Source organism: Palleronia sp. (assembly GCF_042089775.1).
Lineage (GTDB): Bacteria > Pseudomonadota > Alphaproteobacteria > Rhodobacterales > Rhodobacteraceae > Palleronia.
The window spans coordinates 1-3,400 of record NZ_JBELKF010000193.1; the positions used below are offsets into that span (position 1 = coordinate 1).

Consider the following 3,400-nt stretch of genomic DNA (forward strand, 5'->3'; position numbering starts at 1 on the left):
ATAGTCGCACCAGCCCTTCAGGCGCGGCAGGGTGAAGCGCCCCATGACGCCGGTGCCGATGATCGAGCTCGCGTTGACCTTCGTCGGCGAGCCGATCAGCTCGCGCACCGTGCCAAGGGCGAGGGCGTGCATGGTCGAGGCCGAACAGCGGGTCATGGCAAGCTTGGCGCGAGCCTCCGAGGCGATGGCCGAGTTGAAGGCGAGATAGGCGCCGCGGTCACCGCGCGCCTGGGCCACGCCCTTGAGCGTGGTGGTCTTGCCGGCGCCGGCGAAGGCAATGACCTTGAGGTTGTCGCCCGGGCGCAGCGCGGCACCTGCTTCATGGATCGCCGCCTGCTCATCTGTCGGTTTCATCGGACTGCCTCTTGCTCGGTCTGGGAATGCTGTTCCTGTGGATTACAGGAAATTTGCGAAAAACGTCATACCAGATCGGCGGGCAAGCTGCTATCTATCGTGGATACGTGGCCCCGGTTCAGCCGTGCATTTGCGATTTTCGGAGTGCGAGAACAGGCTGGCCCGATACAGCACGGTTTATGAGGAGCCATTCCATGCGCCTGTCGAACAGCAGCCTTTCCCGCTTTCTCGCCGGATCCGCGGTAGCGCTGGTCATGGCGTCCCCTGCCTTCGCCGACTCTCAGGAGGAGCTCGACGAGATCAACCTGCCCACGATGAGCGCCAACACTGAGCGCACGCCGCAGGGCCAGGAAGAGGCCGTGAAGCCGTTCGAGGGTGACAACCTCGGCAACCACATCGGCACCGAGAAGATCCAGGCGACGCGCGGCATGGAGATCACCGGCGGCTACAGCCTGGCCGTCTCCGGCGGCGGGTCGATCTACGTCACCGACGGCGGCGATCTCCGCTTGCAGAATGGCGCGATCACCGGATTGGCGAACCCGGTCAACCGCGACGATGCATCCACGAAGGGCTACGTCGACAACAGGATCAACGGCCTGAAGACCGGCGACGACCTGGGCAGCCACCAGGCCGGCAAGACCCTGAACATGTCGAACTTCAAGATCACCAACATCGCGCCGCCGACCGCGGCGACGGACGCGGCGAACAAGAGCTACGTCGATACCGCCATCGCGGGGACCGGCGACGACATGGGCGACCATACGGCGACCCAGACCATCGACGCATCGAACTTCGAGATCATCAATCTCGGGACGGCGACGACCCCTGGTTCGGCCGTCAACAAGCAGTATGTCGATCAGGCCGTGACCAACGGCACCTCGACCAGTGTCGACGAGGCCCGCCGGATCAACACCGGGACCGGCCTCACCGGCGGTGGTGACCTCAGCGCCGATCGCACGATCTCCTTCAGCACCTCCTGGGGCGACGCGCGCTATGCGCGCGGCACCCAGACCGTGAACACCGGCGACGGCCTCACCGGCGGCGGGTCGCTCGGCTCCAACCCGACGATCAGTGTCGACGGCACGGTCGTTCGCACCAGCGGCGCGCAGACCATCGGCGGCAAAAAGACCTTCACCGGCGACGTGAACCTGTCGAACCGCCGGCTGCTCGGCCTGGCCAACCCGACGGGCGGCAGCGATGCGGCGACGAAGTCCTACGTGGACACCGCCATCGCGGGCGCACCTGGTGTCGACAACACCGTCGTTCGCACCTTCGGCGATCAGTCGGTCGGCGGCGTGAAGACCTTCACGGATGACGTCTACGGCAAGGAGACCTTCTACGCTGACGGCTTCAAGGCCTCGGTCACCGGCTTCTACGGTCGCAAGGGGGACAGCACGATCGCGCCCACCCTGTCGTGGATCGACGACGTTCATACCGGCCTCTACAACCCGACGAAGGGCCAGATCTCGTTCTCGTCCGACCGCAACGAGGTCTTCCGCATCGGCGGCTCGGAAGCCAAGTCGATGGTCCCGTTCGACATGAGCAACAACCGGATCACCGGTCTTGCGACCCCCGTGGACGCCGGGGATGCCGCCACGAAGGCCTATGTGGACAGCAGGCCCAGCGGCGGCAAGGCCGACAATCTGGGCGACCACACGGCGACCCGGGCGCTCAACATGAACGGCCAGCAGATCTTCGGCCTCCAGGCCCCCACCGCGGCCAACCACGCGGTGACGAAGGGCTACGTGGACACCGCGGTCTCCGGCGTCGCCGGCGTGGACAACACCGTCGTGCGCACCTTCGGATACCAGTCCATCGGTGGTGCCAAGGACTTCTCCGATCGCATCGTGACGAAGGGCTCCTCGATTTACATCGATGGCCCCTCGAACCGCCACCTGTGGCTCCGCAACTCCGCTGGCAAGAACCTCGGCATCCTCTACCAGGAGGAATCGACCGGCATGGTGAAGCTGCGTGCCTATGACAACGGCGCCGGCACCGGTGTGAAATCGGAGATCGCCCTGCTCCAGGATGGCCGGGTCGTTTCGAGCGGCATCGTTCAGGCGCCGACATTCAATGCGACCTCGACCGCCGGCGGTGGCTTCCAGGGCATCTACGCGGACACCGAAGCGCAGCCGACCTTCACCTGGAGCAGCGACACGAATACGGGCCTGTTCCTGAAGGATCAGAACGTGATCGGCTTCACCGCGGCAGGTCGCGAACGCATGCGCCTGACCACCGGCGGGCTCGACATGCTGGGAAGCAAGGTGACGGGCCTGGCCGATCCGACCGCGGGCAACCACGCGGCGACCAAGAGCTATGTCGACAGCGCCGTGTCCGGCGCCGGCGTGGACAACACCGTCGTGCGGACCTTCGGCAACCAGTCGATCGCAGGCGCGAAGAGCTTCACGAACGGCGTGCAGGTCAACGTCCCGGCCGCCCCGGCCAACACCAGCGCGAACCATCTCGAGCTGCGCGCCTCTTCGGGTGGTGCGGCCGATGAGGTCAGTGTGCTGTTCCACAACCCGGGCGACTGGTGGGCCCAGATCCGGGCGCGCTCGGATGGCTTCCACTTCACCGATGGTGGGAACAGCAACTACCGGGATCTCTATGCCGACCAGACCATGGTGCGTGACGGCTCGGCCGGCTCCCCTGCCATGAGCTGGAGCACCGACAACAACACCGGCTTCTTCCGTAGCTCCGAGAACGTGATTGGCTTCTCGGCCGGCGGCGCCGAGCGCTTCCGGATGACCACCTCCGGCATCGACATGCTGAACCGCAAGGTCACCGGCCTGGCGGACCCGACGGCTGGCACCGATGCGGCGAACAAGGCCTACGTCGACAGTGCGGTCTCGAGTGTCTCGGGTGCCGGGGTGGACAACACCGTCGTGCGGACCTTCGGCTACCAGTCCATCGGCGGCCGGAAGGTGTTCACCGACACGATCGAAGCCAACAACGGCAACATCGTCCTCGACGGTGATGCCAACCGCCTTCTGTGGTTCCGCAACTCGGCGGGCGTGGCGAAGGGCCTCGTCTACAGCGACGAGAC

2 pseudogenes are annotated in these 3,400 nt (G+C 65.6%); one reads left to right on the forward strand and one right to left on the reverse strand.

Annotation, left to right across the window (positions count from 1 at the left end):
- Positions 1 to 354: pseudogene (locus tag ACFDS3_RS19780) on the reverse strand (hypothetical protein); the annotation flags it as partial.
- Positions 355 to 548: 194 nt separating this feature from the next.
- Between ACFDS3_RS19780 and ACFDS3_RS19785 the strand changes: the two are divergent.
- A pseudogene (locus ACFDS3_RS19785) lies at positions 549 to 3,400 on the forward strand (hypothetical protein); the annotation flags it as partial.